Origin of the sequence: Streptomyces sp. NPDC048434 (assembly GCF_043200375.1) — a bacterium.
GTDB lineage: Bacteria > Actinomycetota > Actinomycetes > Streptomycetales > Streptomycetaceae > Streptomyces.
Map to the genome: position 1 here is coordinate 121,206 of NZ_JBICXQ010000029.1, position 16,641 is coordinate 137,846.

A 16,641-nucleotide genomic window follows, 5' to 3' on the forward strand; every position below is an offset into this window, starting at 1 on the left:
GGACCCGCGGCACCGACGCCCGGTGCTCACACACCATCCGGTCCCCCACACCCCCGGTCACAACAAAAAGGGTTCGAATCCCGAAGGCGGCTCCGTGGAAAAAGCCCAGGTCAGATGTTGCTGACCTGGGCGATCCGCTAATGATCCACCGACCTCCGTCCTCGTACGGTAGGCCCTCGCCACAGCCCCGAGTCCGGCCAAGCCCCCGGTAGCGGGACCACGGGGCGCCGCTACCAGGAGAGTTGAGCATGGATGGTTTTGCCGGTCCCGGAGGCGGGTGTGATGGCCAGGTGGCTGGTGAGGTGACGGATCATGTGCCAGCCGAAGCCACCACCGCCGCCGTTGAGATCAGGTGTGCGTTCGCGGGGAGCCGCTGAGCTGAGGTCGCTGACCGCGGCGGTCAGCGTGTCCGGGCCGGCAAAGAGCTGGAGGGTGTACCGGCCACCGCCGTGGCGCAGTGCGTTGGTGGCGAGTTCGGAGACCACCAGGAGGAAGGTGTCCGCGCGCTCGGGATCCGGCACTGGGGTGAGGTTGTCGGTGAATGCGCGGGTCGCCTCGCGGGCCCGGTGGATGCTGTCCGGGCTTTCGCCCCGCACCACGGTCGGTACGGGATGAGGGGCGCTGGTGATCTTCATACCGTTCATGCGCGTACACCCCACCTGTGATTTGTTGCGCCTTTTGCCGTGGCAGGCAGTGTGCCCGCCCTCTCGGTTCCCACACCCCGGCAACGCGCTTCCTGGCGCCGTTTCCATCAAACGTGGCCGATAGAAGGTCGACCATCACCTTCACAGAAAATCTGTCATGGCAGCGGTAGACATGCGCCCCAACGGGAGTTAGGCTTTCCGTCGTAGCCAAGAGATCGAAAGGCGCGGCAGAGGTCGAACTGCCGTGCGTGCAGTGCCAGAAGAGGCACGGCAGTGGAGTCGCGGGGCCGAAAGGTATGCACGTGGGCCCCGCGACTGACTGCCGGGCCGGGCGGCCCCCGGGGCCGCGAGCAGAGCCGCAGGATCCGCAGTAGCAAGCAGGTCGACAGAAGGAAGAGGAGGAGGCAGACGCCATCAGGATCGCCCGGGCGAGGAAGTGAGCCGCTCGGGTACCGCAGGCCCCGGATTGGAAGGTGGTCCCCGGTCACGCATCCGCGATCCCCGCACTCCCCGCCCTCTCCCGGGCGACGGTGCGGAAACAGAAGGCCGGCACCGCAGTAAGCCGGCAGATGGTGTCCAAATCCCTCGGGGCCCTGGTGCGTGTTCGGCACCAGGGCCCCACGATGCATTCCCCGATCAGAGGTGCAGATGACCGCAGAAATCTCTCACGACCGTCTCAACGACGAGGACTACCCGGCCTACACCATGGGTCGAGCCGCCGAAATGCTCGCCACCACCCCCGCCTTCCTGCGGGCCCTCGGTGAGGCCAAGCTGATCACGCCTCTGCGTTCCGAGGGCGGCCACCGCCGCTACTCCCGCTACCAGCTGCGTATCGCCGCACGCGCCCGCGAACTCGTCGACCAGGGAGCCCCCGTCGACGCCGCCTGCCGCATCGTCATCCTCGAAGACCAGCTCGACGAAGCTCAGCGCATCAACGAAGAACTGCGCGCGGCACCCTCCGGGCCCCGCCTCGACGAGACCGAGGCCTGAACTCCGCTTCCCGCGCACGCCGCCACGCCCCGGGGACGTTCGGTCGGCGTCGGACACGCCGGCGTCACAGCCCGACTCACAGCAGCCATGCGGACGAGTTCCGTCGATTTCGTCGCCGGAGCTCTTCGCCGTCAGCCTGACGCCAACCGGCCTGAGCACCGCGGTCGAGGTGTCCCCTGACCTTGCGGCAGCGTCCGGGGCTCCGCGCCTCTGATTCATCGGGGCCGGGCGGGCCATCGGGACATGGGACCGACGAGGCCCACGAGCCGGCACACCGCTGTGGTCAGCAGACGGCGAGGGAAATGGCGATGTAGTGCGCGGTGAAGGCTGCCACCGTCAGGGCGTGGAACACCTCGTGAAAGCCGAACCAGCGAGGTGAGGGGTCGGGGCGCTGGAGGGCGTAGACCACCGCGCCCACGCTGTAGAGGAGACCGCCGGCCACGACCAGGGCGAGTACGGCCACTCCGCCGGTGTGCAGGAAGTCGGCCAGGTAGCGCACCGGCGCCCACCCCAGGGCCAGGTAGCACGGGGTGTACAGCCAGCGCGGGGCTCCGACCCACAGGACCCGGAACGCGATGCCGGCCAACGCGCCCGCCCACACGATCCACAACAGCACGGACCTCTGGTCCGGTGGCAGTAGGCGCACGGCCAGGGGGGTGCAGGTGCCGGCGATGATGAGGAAAATATTGGCGTGGTCGAGACGTCGCAGACGAGCCTCGCCGAGCGGCCCCCATGTGCCCCGGTGGTAAATGGCGCTCGTCCCGAACAGCAGCAACGCGGTGACCGCGTACACGGCGCAGGCCCAGGCGGCCTGTGGGGTGCGAGCCAGGCAGACGAGTACGATGCCTGCGATCAGTGCGGCGGGGACCATTCCGGCATGGAGCCAGCCACGCAACCTCGGCTTGATCGATTCGGCCAGGTCGGACGCCTGCTCCACCAGAGCGGCAACCGAGTGACCATTTTCTGCTGCACCGTCACCTTGTGATCCGCCGGGCAGCCCTACCTCGCGGTGCTCTCCACGCGCTGACGCGACGTGGACACATTCGGCCTCAGCAGCGTCACGGGACATGGCTTCCCGTCCTCCACCGGGCTCCTGGGCGTCACTGGCAATCATGCGCCCATGCTAGGAGACCTCGCAGGACAGCCCTTCGAGAGGTCAGGCCGAAAGCCAGGCGCATCTCGCCGGGTGTGGGCTCTCTCGCCGCCGCGTGGACTCCGGTCCGTCGGTCCCGCCGCGAATTGGGCCTCCCGAACCTGAGTGGATCGGCTGGTCGTGGGAACGGTCAGGGCTTCCGAACGGGCAATCTCCGCTCGCCTACCCGCAAAGATCGCCGATGCTTCCTGAGGTCCGCCCCCACGTATCCGCCCCCCTAACAGACCAGTTGGAACACCAATTGGGCCTGGCTGCAGACCTCGAAGCCAGCCATCTCGATGTGGAGCGCGTCGCCGACATCGCAGTCGTCGCAGCTGCCCACTCCGGTGGCTACGCGGCCATCGCCCATCTCCTCGGACTGCTGGCCGCGCTCCCTGCCCCCACCGAGGCAGGCGAGCGCTTCTGGTCGGACCTGTGGAGGTCCTCGGGCACCGCCTACCTGCTACCCGCCAACATCAAGGCTGAGGTGGCGCAATCCCCGGCAGGCGAAGGTACCGCCCTGGCCCGACAGATCCTCTCGGCTGTCGATGAGATGACTCCGACCCAACGCGTCGCAGCCGGGGAGGTGATCGGTCAAGTCCTCGCCGAGTCCGACCATCTTCCCGACCTCAAGACACAGGTCATCGGAGAACTGTGGCTCCGCGATCTGGAACTCACCGCCTGGCGGGTCCTGCACGCCGACCGCAGGTCGGACGATTCCGCTGGACGGAAAGCCTTCCTCGAAGCCTGGACGAGCATCTAAAGGTCCGCTCCTCCTCGACAGACCGGGGCGCGCAGCCATGGCTACGCGACCTCGACCCTGCGCATGACAGGCTCCGTCGCCCCCCGGCACGAGAGCACGCCCCCTGTCCGGTCAAAGCACTGCCCGCACGGGGGGGGGCGGCAGCTACCGGCCGCGGTGTGCGCGACCCCTCGGGCAGGGACCGGAAGGTCAGGACGCGTTGATGTTCTCGGCCTGGGGGCCCTTCTGGCCCTGGGTGACGTCGAACGTCACGGTCTGACCTTCCTGGAGCTCACGGAAGCCCGAGGAATTGATCGCGGAGTAGTGGGCGAACACGTCCGGGCCGCCGCCGTCCTGGGCGATGAAGCCGAAGCCCTTCTCCGCGTTGAACCACTTCACAGTTCCCCTGGCCATGTCCCATGCCTTCCAGCCGATGCGCGCCTCCCGCAACGTGCGGAAGGCGGAGGTGATCGCCCTGGTTCCTGCAGCACAGCACAGCAGAACGCCCACGCCGAAGACGTGGGCGAAGGGTAACTTCCGAACCATGACAGCTGACGCAGACGCTACACGTCCGCACACTCTGTCACCATAGGAAGCGAGCCGCGCGTCACACCCCGACACGTGCGTGCGGGGCCCGCCGGTGCCCGGCGGGCGCACTGCCTCAGGCCACGGGCGGATTGGACGATCCCGCGGCGCGGTGGTGTTCGGCGTTGATGCGCTGGGCTTCTTCGAGTTGGTCTTCAAGGATGACGATGCGGCAGGCAGCCTCGATGGGGGTTCCCTGGTCGACGAGTTCCCGGGCGCGGGCGGCAATGCGCAGTTGGTAGCGGGAGTAGCGTCGGTGGCCGCCCGCGGAGCGCAGCGGGGTGATGAGGCGGGCTTCGCCGAGGGCACGGAGGAAGCCCTGGGTGGTGCCGAGCATCTCGACGGCCCGGCCCATGGTGTAGGCGGGGTAGTCGTCGTCATCGAGACGTCCGAACGAGTCGTCTGCTGTCATTGCACCTCTCTGTGGAACGCATGGAGGGGCCCTGGTGCCATATGCACCAGGGCCCCGAAGGAACTGCTACACCATCTGCCGACCCTAGTCCTGCGCCGGCCTTCTGTTTCCGCTGGCCCGACCGAGCTGCTGCCGGGGGTGCGGGGATCGCGGTTGCTTGACCGGAGACCACCTCACTATCGATGTCCTGCGGTACCCGGGCTCAAAACTTCTGCCCGGGCGATCCTGATGGCGCAACTCCTCCGTTCTTCCCTCTGAACCAATCACTTATCAAATGGATCTGCGTACTGCTGGTGGCCTTACACAGCGCCACTCTTCGGCAGCCAGCCCCGTCGCCCGTCCTGCATCTGCTCTGGCTTAGAACCCCGCTACCGAACCTCCCGATGCGCGCGCCCGCAGCCGACGCCTTCATCGAGGTGTTGCTCACTGACTTCACTGCTGGGTACTGCGAACTGCACTTACGGGTACTGCACTTGCGCTAACTGCGGTCCTGCTCACGGCAGCCCCTGATCGCTGCGGGCCACCCGGTCCGGCCGTCAGTCCCGTCGCCTTCCTGCAACAACCCTGGCTTCGGAACTCCACCACCGCACCGTCCTGCGAACTGCAACTGCGGGTACTGCTGCCCGGCAGTTCGTCTCTGCCAGGCCCTGCTGTCTCTCTGGGCTACGAGAGAAACCATAACCACACCACAGCCCAATGTCTACTCCGGTCGACATAGATTTCCGCGTGTTCGGCAGTGAGGTAATCGACCTCGAACAGCGGCGAGGCAGGCGCGAGGCCGTCATTGCCGGGTCAACCGCCGCAGGCCGGGGCACAAGCACCACGCGGAGAGGACGGGGTACGGACGCTCCAGAGACCAAGGCGACCTGATGGACACGATGAGCATCGGCGTCGCAACCGCCCGGTCCACGGCATCCGTCGCCGGCGCGCGCGAGCAACCCGAGACTTCCTCGACCGCTTCGTACACCCGATCGCGGCCGAGGCCGCCGACACCGTGGTCCTGGTCGTCTCGGAGCTCGTCACCAACGCTCTGCGCCACGGCGGCGGCACCGGCACCCTGGGCCTGCCCGCGCACCCGGACAGCATCGAGGTGACCATGCATGGCTGCAGCCCGCATGCGCCGTGTATGCGCCCCCTGACCTGAACGGCGGCGCCGGGGGCGGCTGGCCCATGGCCAACCGTCTTACCCGTGTCACCGCGGTCACCCGCCGGGCCTCCGGCGGCAAGACCGTGAGCGGCCGTCTTGCCCAGTAGCGTCGCCGCTTAAGCAGCCGGATGGCCGGCGAATATAAGCTGCCTCATGTCGAAGCCTGACGAGCTGCTCATTGGCGTCGTCGCCCTGGTGGAGTCCGGGGCAGAGCAATCAGATGTCCCTGACCGTGGTCACCGGTGGTGCTGTCATCACGGGTCGGCTGGCTCCCGAAGCAGTGTGGAGGCTGAGGGTGTCGGAGGTCCTGACGGATTCGGACTGCTTGGGAGAGTTCTCCGCCGTCTTCCTTGCCCCCGCTAAGAAGGACGGGCCTCCCACGCATCTGCACTTCCATGTCGCCCGGATCCTGCAGGGCACAGTGGGGATCCCGGAGACGGGCGGGATGTACCGCGTTGCGATCGAGGACGTCAGCGGCTGGACCGTGGGCGACTTCAGCTATTCCGACCGATGAGCACGCACTGCGACAGGGACCCGTTGCAAGCAGTGTGGGCCCGACCGGCACGTGCCGGTCGGGCCCACACTGCTGTTCAGGTGCCGGCCTCTACCTGTCCCTCGGTCAGACGGATACGGGGGCGCCGAGCATCGCGGAAGCTTGCTGGAGCGGGCTGAGCATGCGTACAGGGGTGGCTGTGGCGAGGGTGCGGCAGGTGAAGCCGAGCTGAGTCATGGCCCGGAGGACTTCGGCGGCGCTGAAGTCACGTCGGTCCTGGCGGGTGACGACCTGGCCGACTTGCTTGACGGGGTAGTGGCGGCGGCCGATGATCACGGATTCGCCGGTGCCCGGTTCGGGCTTGATGCCCTTCATCGATTCCAGCACGCCGCTCTTGGTGAGCTCGAAGGGGAAACGGGCGATGACGCAGCGCATGTGGCCTCACAGGGAGAAGGGGAGAACGGTCCGACCAGGGTGAGGCGGTTCAGCGGGAGGGGGCGAGGATGCCCAGACCGCTGCCTTGCTCGTCAACCACCGGCAGGGCACCGAGCCGGAGGCGGCACATCGCGCGCTCGGCTTCGGCCATCGTGGCCACGGGTGAGGTGAACCACCCGTGCTCGCCCAGGATGTCGCGCAGGCGGACGCGGTCCGTGTAAGCGGAGCTGTCACGGACGGCGGTGAGTTCGGTCTGGGTGACCAGGCCGGTGCACTGGCCGTCCTGGTCGCAGACGACCAGTCGGCCCGTGCGGGCGGCGGCCATGACGGACAGCGCCACCTCGACACTCATGTCGTCACAGACCTGCAGGCCGGCCGCGTCCATCACCTCAACCAGCGTCCTGCGCACGGGGTCGGCGCTCGCCGGGCGGGGCTGCATCTGAACCAGCGTCAAAAGGTGCCTCCTGCAGAGATGGGTCAGCTTCCTGATCACGAAGGTTCTAGGCCGCCGCGTCGAAGACGGACTGGCGTGCGGGCGTGCGCCGGGTCGCCGAAGAGGGGCGGCGTCGGCCTCGGGAGGAGGCGCTGCGCTTAGGGCGTTCGACCACCGGTGCGGTGATGACGACCGGGATGCCGGACGGGGCCTGGGCGCCGGTGATCCGGCTCAGGGTCTCGTCGCCCGAGCGGATCTGGGTGGTCTGCGGCCGGATTCCGGCGTCCGCCATCAGACGGACCATGCCGCGACGCTGGTTCGGTGTGACGAGCGTGACGACGCTGCCGGACTCGCCCGCGCGGGCGGTACGGCCTCCGCGGTGGAGGTAGTCCTTGTGGTCGGTCGGCGGGTCGACGTTGACGACGAGGTCGAGGTTGTCGACGTGGATGCCGCGCGCCGCGACGTTCGTCGCCACAAGCACGGTGACGTGTCCAGTCTTGAACTGGGCCAGGGTCCGGGTGCGCTGCGGCTGCGACTTGCCGCCGTGCAGCGCGGCGGCACGTACCCCGCTGTTGAGCAGGTCCTGGGTCAAGCGGTCGACTGCGTGCTTGGTGTCCAAGAACATGATCACGCGGCCGTCGCGGGCGGCGATCTCGGTCGTGGCGGCGTGCTTGTCGGCGCCGTGGACGTGCAGGACGTGGTGCTCCATCGTCGTGACCGCACCGGCCGAGGGGTCGACCGAATGCACGACGGGGTCGGTCAGGTACCGGCGCACCAGCAGGTCGACGTTACGGTCCAAGGTGGCGGAGAACAGCATCCGCTGCCCCTCCGGGCGGACCTGGTCCAGCAACGCGGTGACCTGCGGCATGAACCCCATGTCAGCCATCTGGTCGGCCTCGTCCAGCACCGTGACACCCACGTGGTTCAGCCTGCAGTCGCCACGGTCGATGAGGTCCTTGAGTCGGCCCGGGGTCGCGACGACGACCTCGGCTCCACCTCGCAGCGCGCCGGCCTGCTTGCCGATCGACATCCCGCCCACCACCGTGGCCAGCCGCAGCTTGACGGAGCGGGCGTACGGAGTGAGCGCCTCGGTCACCTGCTGCGCCAGCTCTCGCGTCGGTACGAGGATCAGCCCCAGCGGCTGGCGGGGCTCAGCCCGCTGTCCGGCGGTACGGGTGAGCAGGGCGAGGCCGAAGGCGAGGGTCTTGCCGGAACCGGTGCGCCCGCGGCCCAGGACGTCGCGGCCCGCCAGGGAGTTCGGCAGCGTGGCGCCCTGGATCGGGAACGGTGCACTCACGCCCTGCTTGCCGAGTTCGGCCAGTAGCTGCTCGGGCATGCCGAGCTCGGCGAAGCCCTCAACGCCGGGCAACGCGGGGGTGATCGTCTTGGGGAGCGCGAACTCACGCTGCACTGTGGCGGGCCGGCGGCCGTAACCACCGGAACGGGCCGGCGAGCCGAAGCGGCTGCCGTCCTTTCTGGCGTCGGCACTTCCATTACGGGCGCGGGCGGAGCGGTCGTTCGTGTGTGTGCGGTTCATGCGGAACCTTCCTCGATGCGGCGCATATCAAGGAATTCCCGCAGCGATGAGCGGCACGGGGAATTACTGCTATGGGCCGATGGCAAAAGAAAGCAAATATGGCCAGTGGGAATCTGCGCGGGCACAGGTGCTTAAATGGGGGACGCGATATCCGCGGTGTAGCTCTTCAGGATGCGCCTGCATTCTGAAGGAGGAGCCACGTGTGGTGAGCTGTGGATTCTTCAGAGGTGAAACTGCTGCGGGAAATGCGTGTAGCTGGGGCCCGCACCCCGAAGGATGCGGGCCCCAGCTACAAAATGCGCGTCAGCGTCAGACCGGAACGATGTTCTCGGCCGTCAGGCCCTTCTGGCCCTGCGCGATGTCGAAGTTCACCTTCTGACCTTCGAGCAGCTCGCGGAAGCCCTGGGCGGCGATGTTCGAGAAGTGGGCGAACACGTCAGCGCCGCCACCCTCCTGCTCGATGAAGCCGAATCCCTTTTCTGCGTTGAACCACTTCACGGTACCAGCAGCCATGTCATATCTCCTTGGGGGCAGTACATCGGCCTCCGCACTGCGCGGACGCCGTGTCGCCGCAATGATTACCCCGCCCGGAAAATTGACCGGAAATACAAAAGCGCTCCCACAGGGAGGAGCCGAGTGGGGCACTTGAAGTTTTGGGAACCACAACCGCAACTGAGATCGACAGTAGCACGCCTCCAGGGTCTGCGTAGGTTAGATAATTCCACTCTGCTCGTTGCGGCAAAAACTCTCACTGCATGGTCCGTTAAACTCTCCTCTCGCGGGGACAGGTATTGATGCACCTGGGGTGCAACGATTCGGGAATCCCGCCTTCTCGGTTCGGGCTTGTTCCCTCACCTCACAGAAGGCCACGTCGCACCAGGGGCGGGGAAATGGCGCACGCCGGCTCAGACGTCGCGCTGAGGCCGACGATCTGGCGCTCGTGGTGAGGAACCTGCTCAGGGGCAACTTGCTCGGCGTCAGGTGGTTGGCGTCGGCGCCCAGCCGTTGCGCGGCTTCGTCGGCTTCCCGAAGAAGCGTCGGCGTCGTTGCCCGGTCCTCGGCTCGGGAGGCTGCCACGGCACCAGGAGGAAGCCCGTGTCATGGAGCGAGAGGTACCTGTCGCTCGTGGTGCACAATCACGCTGCATCACGGCCGCCGCATCGTTCGCTAGCTGGATCGCCCGGGTGAAGCGGCCAGTGGCCATCAGGCACGGCTTGGCTGTCCAGAAGAGCAAGCCCTCACCGTGTTCCGGCCACTCACCGCGTGGGCGCGCTCCCCGCGCCGTTGCGGGGCCTCTCCGACAACCCTGGATTGTCGATACCCACCTGGCGAAGACCGTCGACAAGGCTCACCGCGCGAGCTGAGCCCATTGCGCTGGGACTACCGTCAGGTCAGTGACATGCGCACTGCGTCGACCAACGATGCCGCACGCACATCGTCAGGGTCGCTGATGATGTGGTTCATGACGTAGGCGAAGGCAATTCCGTGCTCCGGATCGGCGAAGCCGAGAGAGCCGCCTCGGCCGGTGTGGCCGAAGGAGCACGGACCGGTCATGGGGTTGTCCTCGGTGGGAAGCATGTAGCCGGAGCTGAACCGGCTGGGTGCTACCAGTACTTGGTCCCTCCCGTTGGCCTGCTCCTTGGTCGCCGATACGAGGGTTGCCGGGTTGAAGAGCCGGAAGTCCTCCACCTCGCCGATCAGCGCTGCGTACATGCGCGCTAGACCCCGCGCGGTGCCGATGCCGTTGGAGGCCGGGAGTTCCGCGGCCTGCACTTCGGCGGAGTTGAAGTCGATCTCGGCCGGGTCGGTAACTGCGTACGCCCTGTTGCTGAAGGAATTCGGGTCGCGTCAGGCGGCGACCTGTTCGCGGAGTTCTTCGGGGATCGACTCTGGAGGCATGGTTGTGAAGTCGACCTCCGGCCTTCGGTGCCCATGCGGCTGACCCGGTCGCGTTCGCTCGCCGGCAGCCCGATGAAGAAGTCCAGCCCGAGTGGGGCGGCGATCTCGGGCACCCGATCCCCCGCAACGTGATCGCCAACATGGAGTCCAGGCGACGCTCCAACCTGCCCTTGGTCGACGTCATGGACTTGGCCAAGGCGCTGAACACGCCCCCGATTTGCCTCGTCTATCCCGTCGGCTACGTCGACGACGTGCAGCGACTTCCGCTCCAGCACCCCACCTCCACCCTGAACGCCCTGCACTGGTTCACCGGGGAGGACGCCGAACTCGGCGCGGACGACGACATGCTCCGCTACTTCCGCGCCCACCACGCTGCCGAGGAGCAATTGCGGAGCGCGCGACGAGACGAGGAGTACGCGCGCTACCACGCCAAGTCCGCCCCGACCGCCGACCGGAAGGCCGATGCCCTCCGCACCCAGGCACGTGCCGCCGAGGCGGCCGACGACGCCGAGAGCTGTCTACGCAGACTCCGCGCCTTCATCCGGGAGGCGGGCGTCACGCCTCCTGACCTGTGGCCCGACATTGCCGCCGCAATCGACTCGCCCCGAAACCGACCCCGACACCACTGAGGAGACTGATCTTTGAAGGGCTCCACCTACCGCCGCTGCTCCTGCCGGGACCCCAAGACCGGCAAGGAACTCGGCAGCTTCTGCCCCAAGCGCAACAGCAGGAACCACTGCACCTACTCCATACGCCAGGAGCTCTCGCCCCGAGAGGACGGCAGCCGGCGGTCATTCGCCCGTGGCGGGTACGGCAGCCTCAAGGCGGCCCAGGCCGACCTCGACCACATCCACGCTCTCCTCGGGCTGGCCGAGTCGACGACCCCGAGGGCACAGAACTCATCGCCGAGATGCTGGCAGAGGTCAGCCGCGAGCGTTCCCCTCTGCCTGACGTCGAGGAGACAAGGCGGCGTCTCAACGCCGGCCAGGACCTCATCGGCAGTCTGACGGTGAGCGAGTGGCTTGACCGGTGGCTGGCCGGCAAGCGCATACGCAAGTCCGGCCTCAACCGCTACGAGACCGACATCCGCGTGCACTTGAAGCCGCGCATCGGAACCCGGCGCCTCGACCGGCTACGAGTCAGCCACCTCAGCGAGATGTTCACGGACATCCGCGAAGCCAACGCCCAGATCCTGGAGGACAACGCCCAGCGGCGAGCCGCGGTCGACGAGTTGGCGACCGTACCGTGGAAGGGAGTGGAGAACCGTACCCGCCGTAAGACGATGAGGGCCGCGATCGACGAGATGCCGCTCTTCCGTCGCATCACCGGCCCCGCCACGCGTCAGCACGTCAAGGCGACCCTCCGTGCGGCCCTGAACGACGCGATCGGGCAGCAGATCATCACGTTCAATCCGGCCGCCCACGTCGAGATCGATCCCGTGCGCAAGCCGAAGGCCCTGGTGTGGACGGATGAGCGGGTTGCCAAGTGGGAGCAGAGGGGCGAGGAGCCGTCACCCGTGATGGTCTGGACGCCCCAACAGACCGGCGCCTTCCTCGACTTCGTCGCTGGAGATCGCCTCTACGCGATGTGGCATCTGATCGCCTTCCGCGGCCTGCGGCGAGGCGAGGCGTGCGGACAGTCATGGTCGGAAACGAACCTCGACATCCACTCCCTCACCGTCTCTCCCAACTCGTGCAGGACGGATGGGAGGTCGAGGCGTCCGACCCTAAGACCGACAGCGGGTACCGCGTGGTCGCGCTCGACGACGACACCGTCAACGTCCTGAAGCAGCACCGCGAGCGGCAGGATGCGAATCGCGAGGAGTGGGGCTCGGCCTGGGGCGAGACCGGCCATGTCTTCACCCAGGAAGACGGCTCCTGGCTACACCCCGGCAAGGTGACCGACCTCTTCGAGCGGCTCGTCGCCGCCTCCGGTCTCCCGCCGATCCGCCTGCACGATCTGCGCCACGGCGTGGCAACCCTCATGCTGGCCGCCGACATCGACATCAAGATCGTGTCGGACACGCTCGGGCACAGCGACACCCGCATCACACGGGACATCTACCAGAGCGTCCTGCCCCAGGTCGGCAAGAGCGCCGCCGAGGCGACGGCGAAGCTGGTCCCACTTCAGCGCAAGGCCGAGGCGGAGAAGGCGGCCCGCAAGGCCGCGAAGAAGGAGAAGGCCAAGAAGGCCGCGGCGAAGAACGCCAGCAAGGACAGGGGCGGCAAGCCGAAGAACAAGGCGAAAGCCCAGCCCAAGGTCGGCAAGAAGGCCAAGCTCCGGAAGCCCAAGAAGTAGGTCTCTGAGCGCCCCCGCTCACGCATCGCTCACGCAAGCCCTCCCACGGCACCCCGGCCGTGTGACGCGCCATGCCCCGAAAAAAAGCAAAAGCCCCAGGTCACGGCGAGTGAGTCCCGGGGCTTCCACAGAGCCGCCTTCGGGATTCGAACCCGAGACCTACGCATTACGAGTGCGTTGCTCTGGCCAACTGAGCTAAGGCGGCGTGGTGCGCGGCCCAGTCTACACATCGCAGAGGGGTGCTCTGTAACCGGTTTAGGAGCTGGTCAGGGGTGGGCGGGGAGCGGGGTGAAGGGGTGTGAGGCGGGTCACTCGCAGCGCTTGTTCTTCGGGGGGACGGCGCCCGTGAGGAGGTAAGTGTTGATCGTGGTGTCGATGCACTTGCTGCCGCGGCCGTAGGCGGTGTGGCCGTCGCCCTCGTAGGTGAGGAGGGTGGCGCTGGAGAGCTGGGAGGCGAGGGCCTTGGCCCATCCGTAGGGGGTGGCCGGGTCGCGGGTGGTGCCGACAACGAGGATCGGGGCGGCGCCCTTGGCCTCGATGCGGTGAGCCGTGCCGGTGGGCTTGACCGGCCAGTATGTGCAGTTCAGGGCGGCCCAGGCAAAGCTTTCGCCCAAGACCGGGGAGGCCTTGCGGAAGCTGGGCAGGGCGGCGCGGACCTGGTCGGAGGAGGTGAAGGCGGGGGGGAGGTCGAGGCAGTTGACGGCGGGGTTGGCGTACATCTGGTTGCTGTAGGAGCCGTTCGGGTCGCGCTCGTAGTAGCTGTCGGAGAGGGTGAGCAGCCCTCGGCCGTTGCCGGCCTTGGCCTGGGTGAGATATTCGCGCAGCAGGGGCCAGGCGCGTTGGTCGTACATAGCGGCGATGACGCCCGTGGTGGCCAGGGATTCGGTGAGCTTTCGGTCCTCGCCGGTTGCTGCCGGGTGGGTGTCCAGCTTTTTGAAGAGGGCGGAGAGCTGCTTGGCGGCGTCCTCGGTGCTCTTGGTGCCGAGGGGGCAGTTCTTGTGCTTGATGCAGTCCGCGGCGAACGCCTTGAATGCGGTGTTGAAGCCGGCCGTCTGTTCCAGGTTGGTGGTGCGGGAGTCGAGCTCCGGGTTCATTGCGCCGTCGAGGACCATGCGGCCGACGCGGGAGGGGTAGAGGCCGGCATAGGTCGCGCCGAGGAAGGTGCCGTAGGAAGCGCCGATGTAGTTGAGTTTCTTGTCGCCCAGGACGGCGCGCAGCACGTCCATGTCGCGGGCGGCCTCGATGGTGGAGATATGCGAGAGCAGCTTCCCGGAGTGGGATGCGCAGCCCTTGGCGAAGTTGCGGTACGCGGTGGTGAGCTTGTTGGCCTCGGCCGGTGAGTCCGGGGTCTGGTCGGTCTGGGTGTAGCGGTCCATCTGCTTGTTGCTGAGGCATTCGACCGGCTGGCTGCGGGCCACGCCGCGCGGGTCCATCGCCACCATGTCGTAGCGCGCACGGACCGCGGCGGGCTGTGGCGCGTACTGCTGGAGGTAGTCGATCGCCGAACCGCCGGGGCCGCCCGGATTGACCATGAGGGAGCCGAGCCGGCTGCCGTGGCCGGTGGTCTTCCTGCGGGCCACCGCGAGCTTGAGGTCACCGGCGCCGGGGCGGGAGTAGTCCAGCGGCGCCTTCATCGTCGCGCATTCGAACCCGCTCGCCCCACAGGGATGCCAGCTCAGCTTCTGGTCGTAGTAGGACCGGAGGCCGGCCGGGGTCGAGGCCGGGAGGGGCGCGAGGGTCGCGGCCTCGGCGGGGCGCTGGGCACCGGCCTCCGTCGTAGGGCCCGGGGACGCCTCGGCGCCGGGGGAAGAACTCCCCGAGGAGCAGCCGGAGATCAGCAGAGCGGTGGCCGCGAGGAACGCGGCGGAGGTGCGGAGCAGGCGGCTGGTGGCCATGGACGGTCCCTTGGTCTCGGTCCCTGGAAGGTGGAGTGCGGTGTCGGTCCCTGGAAGGTGGAGTGCGGTGTCGGTCCCTGGAAGGTGGAGTGCGGGTGGCGGTGCTGTGCGGGTGGCGCAGTGGGTGCCGGGGATGGCGTTGTGGGTGCTGGTGGTTGGGGTGCTTGCTGCGTGGTGGCGGCCGGGAGTCGACCGCCTGGGGGGAGTTGGGGCCCGGCGGTGAGGGCGGTGGCGGATGTCGGGTGGCGGACATCGGGCGATGACTCGGACGGAGAGTATCCGGGCGGGAACGTTGTGTGTGCGGCTCCTTGAAGGGGCGGGCCGGGCGAGCGGCGGGGGTCGGGGTGCGGTGGGAGGTGGGAGGTGGTCAGCCGGCGCGGAGGGCCGCCGTCATCGCCTCGACCGCGAGGAGGGGGGCCACATTGCGGTCCAGGGCCTCGCGGCAGGCGATCACGGCTTCTATCCGGCGCAGGGTTCGTTCGGGGGTCGAGGCGGTGGCGATGCGGTGGATGCTGTCGCGTACCTCGTCGTTGGCGAGGGGTACCGAGGCGCCCATCTGGAGGGTGAGGACGTCGCGGTAGAAGCCGGTGAGGTCGACCAGGGCCAGGTCGAGGCTGTCGCGCTGGGTACGGGTCGAGCGGCGCTTCTGCTTGTCCTGGAGTTCCTTCATGGCGCCGGCCGTGCCACGCGGCAGGCGTCCGCCCGTGCCGGCGGCGGCGCCGAGCGCGGCGCGCAGCTCCTCGGTCTCCTTGGTGTCGACGTCCTCGGCGACCTGCTTGGCGTCCTCCCCCGCGGCGTCGATCAGCTCCTGGGCGGCCTTGAGGCAGCCGCCGATGTCATCGACGCGGAGCGGAAGTTTGAGCACGGCCGTCCTACGGGCGCGGGCACGCTCGTCCGTGGCGAGCCGGCGGGCCCGGCCGATGTGCCCCTGGGTGGCGCGGGCGGCCCGGTCGGCGGCCTGCGGCTCGATGCCGTCCCGCCGGACGAGGACGTCGGCGACCGCACTGACCGGCGGTGTACGCAGGGAGAGATGGCGGCAGCGCGAGCGGATGGTGGGGAGGACGTCCTCCACGGAGGGGGCGCACAGCAGCCAGACCGTGCGGGGAGCGGGCTCCTCGACGGCCTTGAGGAGGACATTGCCGGCGCCTTCGGTGAGGCGGTCGGCGTCCTCCAGGACGATCACCTGCCAGCGGCCGCCGGCCGGGGACAGCGAGGACCGGCGTACCAGGTCGCGGGTTTCCTTGACGCCGATGGAGAGCAGGTCCGTACGGACGATCTCGACGTCGGCGTGCGTACCGACCAGGGCCGTATGGCAGCCGTCGCAGAAGCCGCAGCCGGGGGCGCCGCCTTCCTGGGCGGGGCGGGAGGAATCGAAGACAGCGCGGTCCGGGCTGACGCACTGCAGGGCGGCGGCGAAGGCGCGGGCGGCGGTGGAGCGGCCGGAACCGGGCGGGCCCGTGAACAGCCAGGCGTGCGTCATCTGGGAGGCGCCGCTGCGGGCGGCGGGCGGCTGCGGCCGCTCACCGGGCCGGGGCCCCTGTCCCGCACGCTCCGCGGTGATGAGGGCGTCCGCATCGCGCGCGGCCGCGGCCAGTTGCGCCGTCACCCGGTCCTGGCCGACCACGTCGTCCCATACCGCCATCGCTGTCCGCCGTTCCTGTCCGTGCCGTTCTGCTCGTGCCGTGCGGGGTGCGTGTGTGCCCGGCCGCACCCCACGCATTGCTCCACGCCTGACCCATTGTGGTGCAACCCACTGACAAACGAATCCGGAAGCCGGCCCCGGGCGGCCGGACGGGGACCCTCCGGAACCCGGAAACGGGGGGGGGGGGGGGGGGGGGGGGGGGGGGGGGCGGGGGGGGGGCGGGGGGGGGGGGGGGGGGGGGGGGGGGGGGTTTGTGGGGGGGGGGGCCGCCGTGCGCGGGCGTAGCGTGGTCGGCACGTCCTTCCCGCGGGGGTGGCCATGGAGTGGTACGAGGAACCCGGCATCGGTGAGCGCATC

At 68.4% G+C, this 16,641-nt stretch carries 13 protein-coding genes, 1 tRNA gene and 4 pseudogenes; 6 read left to right on the plus strand and 12 right to left on the minus strand.

The annotated features are described in order from the left end of the window. Positions 1-230 precede the first annotated feature (230 nt). Positions 231-635, minus strand: a complete 405-nt coding sequence (locus ACGFWI_RS30305) for an ATP-binding protein (RefSeq protein ID WP_393909253.1) — start codon at positions 633-635, stop codon at positions 231-233. A 657-nt stretch (positions 636-1,292) separates the two neighbouring features. Here ACGFWI_RS30305 and ACGFWI_RS30310 point away from each other — a divergent pair. Continuing rightward, positions 1,293-1,634 carry a MerR family transcriptional regulator gene (locus ACGFWI_RS30310; RefSeq protein WP_393909236.1) on the plus strand — a complete coding sequence of 114 codons (342 nt, stop codon included), beginning with the start codon at positions 1,293-1,295 and terminating at the stop codon, positions 1,632-1,634. A gap of 283 nt (positions 1,635-1,917) precedes the next feature. Here ACGFWI_RS30310 and ACGFWI_RS30315 read toward each other — a convergent pair whose 3' ends face one another. Next, on the minus strand, positions 1,918-2,703 hold the full coding sequence (locus ACGFWI_RS30315) for a hemolysin III family protein (RefSeq protein ID WP_393909254.1): 786 nt from the start codon (positions 2,701-2,703) through the stop codon (positions 1,918-1,920). A gap of 325 nt (positions 2,704-3,028) precedes the next feature. On the opposite strand from ACGFWI_RS30315, the gene ACGFWI_RS30320 reads away from it, so the two are divergent. Further along, positions 3,029-3,529 (plus strand): hypothetical protein, encoded by a 501-nt coding sequence (locus tag ACGFWI_RS30320; protein WP_393909237.1) that lies wholly within the window; start codon positions 3,029-3,031, stop codon positions 3,527-3,529. 189 nt (positions 3,530-3,718) lie between these two features. Here ACGFWI_RS30320 and ACGFWI_RS30325 read toward each other — a convergent pair whose 3' ends face one another. Both ACGFWI_RS30325 and ACGFWI_RS30330 read right to left on the minus strand, forming a co-directional pair. After that, positions 3,719-3,922, minus strand: coding sequence for a cold-shock protein (locus ACGFWI_RS30325; RefSeq protein ID WP_030993638.1), 204 nt, complete (start codon positions 3,920-3,922; stop codon positions 3,719-3,721). 247 nt (positions 3,923-4,169) lie between these two features. Continuing rightward, positions 4,170-4,505, minus strand: a complete 336-nt coding sequence (locus ACGFWI_RS30330) for a MerR family transcriptional regulator (RefSeq protein WP_393909238.1) — start codon at positions 4,503-4,505, stop codon at positions 4,170-4,172. A gap of 869 nt (positions 4,506-5,374) precedes the next feature. Here ACGFWI_RS30330 and ACGFWI_RS30335 point away from each other — a divergent pair. Beyond that, positions 5,375-5,759: pseudogene (locus tag ACGFWI_RS30335) on the plus strand (ATP-binding protein). Positions 5,760-5,805: 46 nt separating this feature from the next. Continuing rightward, positions 5,806-6,166 (plus strand): annotated as a pseudogene (locus ACGFWI_RS30340) (hypothetical protein). 105 nt (positions 6,167-6,271) lie between these two features. Here ACGFWI_RS30340 and ACGFWI_RS30345 read toward each other — a convergent pair. The 5 genes and pseudogenes from ACGFWI_RS30345 to ACGFWI_RS30365 form a co-directional block, all read right to left on the minus strand. Next, entirely contained in the window at positions 6,272-6,580 is a 309-nt protein-coding gene (locus ACGFWI_RS30345) for an SCO5918 family protein (RefSeq protein WP_393909239.1), read from the minus strand. A gap of 49 nt (positions 6,581-6,629) precedes the next feature. Next, positions 6,630-7,034, minus strand: coding sequence for a CBS domain-containing protein (locus ACGFWI_RS30350; protein WP_393909240.1), 405 nt, complete (start codon positions 7,032-7,034; stop codon positions 6,630-6,632). 46 nt (positions 7,035-7,080) lie between these two features. Beyond that, positions 7,081-8,550 (minus strand): DEAD/DEAH box helicase, encoded by a 1,470-nt coding sequence (locus ACGFWI_RS30355; protein WP_393909241.1) that lies wholly within the window; start codon positions 8,548-8,550, stop codon positions 7,081-7,083. 309 nt (positions 8,551-8,859) lie between these two features. Beyond that, complete coding sequence (locus ACGFWI_RS30360; RefSeq protein ID WP_393909242.1) at positions 8,860-9,063, minus strand: cold-shock protein; 204 nt, start codon at positions 9,061-9,063, stop codon at positions 8,860-8,862. A gap of 873 nt (positions 9,064-9,936) precedes the next feature. Next, positions 9,937-10,556, minus strand: a pseudogene (locus tag ACGFWI_RS30365) (serine hydrolase domain-containing protein); the annotation flags it as partial. Between the two features lie 33 nt (positions 10,557-10,589). Between ACGFWI_RS30365 and ACGFWI_RS30370 the strand changes: the two are divergent. Together ACGFWI_RS30370 and ACGFWI_RS30375 are read left to right on the plus strand one after the other, a co-directional pair. Continuing rightward, the gene (locus ACGFWI_RS30370) at positions 10,590-11,078 is read left to right on the plus strand and encodes a transcriptional regulator (RefSeq protein WP_393909243.1); all 489 of its coding nucleotides are present in this window, start codon (positions 10,590-10,592) and stop codon (positions 11,076-11,078) included. Between the two features lie 12 nt (positions 11,079-11,090). After that, positions 11,091-12,747: pseudogene (locus ACGFWI_RS30375) on the plus strand (tyrosine-type recombinase/integrase). 131 nt (positions 12,748-12,878) lie between these two features. On the opposite strand, the gene ACGFWI_RS30380 reads toward ACGFWI_RS30375, so the two are convergent. The 3 genes from ACGFWI_RS30380 to ACGFWI_RS30390 all read right to left on the minus strand — a co-directional run bounded on the left by ACGFWI_RS30380 (position 12,879) and on the right by ACGFWI_RS30390 (position 16,284). After that, a tRNA-Thr gene (locus ACGFWI_RS30380) sits at positions 12,879-12,952 on the minus strand. Between the two features lie 103 nt (positions 12,953-13,055). Beyond that, positions 13,056-14,642: an alpha/beta hydrolase gene (locus ACGFWI_RS30385; protein WP_393909244.1), complete on the minus strand. Its 1,587-nt coding sequence runs from the start codon at positions 14,640-14,642 to the stop codon at positions 13,056-13,058. Positions 14,643-15,009: 367 nt separating this feature from the next. Beyond that, positions 15,010-16,284, minus strand: a complete 1,275-nt coding sequence (locus tag ACGFWI_RS30390) for a DNA polymerase III subunit delta' (protein ID WP_393909245.1) — start codon at positions 16,282-16,284, stop codon at positions 15,010-15,012. Between the last annotated feature and the right edge of the window lie 357 nt (positions 16,285-16,641).